The following is a 2,700-nucleotide window of genomic DNA, read 5'->3' on the forward strand; positions in this document are numbered from 1 at the left end:
GCACAGCGACCGCGTCACCTCGGCGTCGCTCGCCCAGCTGGTCAACGTGATCGCGCCGATCATGACCGAGCCAGGCGGGCCTGCCTGGCGGCAGACGACCTTCTTCCCGTTCGCGATCACGAGCCGGCTCGCGTCCGGCGAGGTGATCCGTCCGGTGATCGAGGGGCCGACGTACGGCACGGCGCGCCACGGCGAGGCCCCCGTCATCGACGCCGTCGCGACCGTCGACGACGGCCGCGCCGCCGTGTTCGTCGTCAACCGCGACCTCAAAGAGGCCGCGCGGGTGACGATTGACGTGCGCAGTCTCGCCTCCACCCAGATCACCGAGGCGGTCACGCTGGCCAGCGCCGACGTCTACGCGAAGAACACGCTCGCCGACCAGGAGCGCGTCAAGCCAGCCGCGAACGCGAGCGCGGCCCTCACCGACGGAGTGCTCACTATCGAGCTGCCGCCTGTCTCGTGGACGGCGGCCGCGCTGTGCTGAGAGGCGAGCCGGCGGATGCCGAGATGAAAGAGGAGCAGACGATGACGACCCTGCACGTGGCGACGGACGGCGACGATTCCAAGGACGGTTCCGCGAGCAGCCCGCTGCGCACGATCAGCCGGGCGGCGGACCTCGCCCGGCCGGGCGACACCGTGCTGGTGCACGGAGGCGAGTACCGGGAGTGGGTGCGGCCGCGGCGCGGCGGGCTGAGTGCCACGCGGCGCATCACCTACCAGGCCGCGCCCGGCGAGCACGTCGTGGTCAAGGGATCGGAGCGGGTGGCGGGCTGGGAGCAGGAAGCGGGGCACGTGTGGCGGGCGTCGGTGCCCAACTCGCTGTTCGGCGACTGGAACCCCTTCGCGCAGGAGATCGCGGGCGACTGGCTCGTCGAGCCCCAGCCACCGCTGGCCAGGCACCTCGGCGAGATCTACCTGAACGGGCTCAGCTTCTACGAGGTGGGCACCCGCGACGAGGTGACCGACCCGCCGCTGCGCACCGAGGTCACCGACCACTGGACGCGCACGACCGACCGGGTGCGCAACCCCGCGCAGACCCGGCTCGTCTGGTACGCCGAGGTCGGCGCGGACACCACGACGGTCTGGGCCAACTTCGGCGGCGCCGACCCCAACGCCGAGCTCGCGGAGATCAACGTGCGCAAGTCGGTGTTCTCCCCCGCCGAGCACCACATCGACTACATCACCGTACGCGGCTTCGAGCTCGCGCAGGCGGCCTGCCCGTGGACCCCGCCCACTGCCGACCAGCCCGGGCTCATCGGCCCCAACTGGGCCAAGGGCTGGATCATCGAGGACAACGTGATCCACGACGCGAAATGCTCCGCCGTCTCACTCGGCAAGGGGGCCTCTACGGGCGACAACTACGCGACACTGCGCGGCGACAAGCAAGGCCACGAGTACCAGGTCGAGGCAGTGTTCTCCGGCCTGCAGATCGGCTGGGACCGCGAGCACATCGGCTCGCACGTGGTGCGGCGCAACACGATCTTCGACTGCGGGCAGAACGGCATCGTCGGCCACCTCGGCTGCGTCTTCTCCACGATCGAGGACAACCACATCTACAACATCGCGCTCAAGCGCGAGTTCTACGGATACGAGATCGCCGGCATCAAGCTGCACGCCGCGATCGACGTCGAGATCCGGCACAACCGCATCCACGACTGCTCGCTGGGCACCTGGCTCGACTGGCAGGCGCAGGGGACGCGCGTCTCGCGCAACCTCTACTACCGGAACAACCGGGACCTGTTCGTCGAGGTCAGCCATGGTCCGTACCTAGTGGAACACAACGTACTCGCCTCACCAGTCTCGCTTGAACTGTGGAGCCAGGGCGGCGCCTTCGTCCACAACCTCATCGGCGGCACCGTGCGTCTAGTGCCCGTCCACGACCGGGCCACCCCCTACCACCGACCGCACAGCACGCAGGTCAAGGGCTACGCCATCATCTACAGCGGCGACGACCGCTGGATCGGCAACATCTTCCTCGGCGGCGACATTGCCAAGGCATACGGGTACGACACGACGCAGGACGCCGATCCCGCAGCGGGCTACGGCACCGCCGCCTACGACGGCAGCCCGACATCCCTCAAGGACTACATCTACCGCATCGCCAACCCGCCCGAAGGCAACGACAGTCGCATCCCCGGCGTGCGGGAGCCGGCCTACCTGCGCGACAACGTCTACGCGCCGGGCGCCAGCGCCTTTGCTGACGAGTCCTCCGCGCGGGCGCTCACCGGCCAGGTGTCGTTCGAGGTTGTCGAGGAGGGTGACGAGGTCTACCTGCTGCCGCAGCTGCCGCAGGCCTTCAGCGCCGTCCGCGTGGGCGTTGTCACCGGCGCCGACCTCCCCCGCCCCCGCCTCGTCGACGCGGACTTCGAAGAGCGCGACGGCACCCCGGTTATCGTCGACGTCGACCTGCTCGGCAAGCGCAAAGAACCAGGCCGCGACTACCCCGCCGGACCGCTCGCCGCCCTGATCCCCGGCAAGTCCCGCATCCGCGTGTGGTGAGCCAGCGCAGCTTACGGTAATCGGGGCTGGCCGGGGGCCAGGTTGGCGTGGCAGGTGGTGAGGGTGCGGCGCAGGGCAGTCACCTGGGGCTTGGTGGTGCCGTGGAGCATGCGAGATTCCAGTGCCGTTGACCGGGTCCCGGTAGCGGTCGAGGAACTCGTGGCCGGCTGGTGACAGGGCGATGGCCAGGCGGCGCAGGTC

Annotated in this window: 2 protein-coding genes; both read left to right on the plus strand. The window is 69.6% G+C overall.

From position 1 onward, the window contains the following. On the plus strand, window positions 1–484 hold a 484-nt coding region (locus VJT49_RS15400; protein WP_324165495.1), incomplete at its 5' end, for an alpha-L-arabinofuranosidase C-terminal domain-containing protein. A 41-nt stretch (window positions 485–525) separates the two neighbouring features. Then, window positions 526–2,499 carry a right-handed parallel beta-helix repeat-containing protein gene (locus VJT49_RS15405; protein ID WP_324165496.1) on the plus strand — a complete coding sequence of 658 codons (1,974 nt, stop codon included), beginning with the start codon at window positions 526–528 and terminating at the stop codon, window positions 2,497–2,499. Window positions 2,500–2,700: the final 201 nt, after the last annotated feature.

Origin of the sequence: Amycolatopsis sp. (assembly GCF_035276945.1) — a bacterium.
Classification (GTDB): domain Bacteria; phylum Actinomycetota; class Actinomycetes; order Mycobacteriales; family Pseudonocardiaceae; genus Amycolatopsis_E.

Coding starts and splice junctions, on each gene's coding strand:
- VJT49_RS15405 (WP_324165496.1), top strand. CDS start 526: ATGACGACCCTGCACGTGGCGACGGACGGCGACGATTCCAAGGACGGT.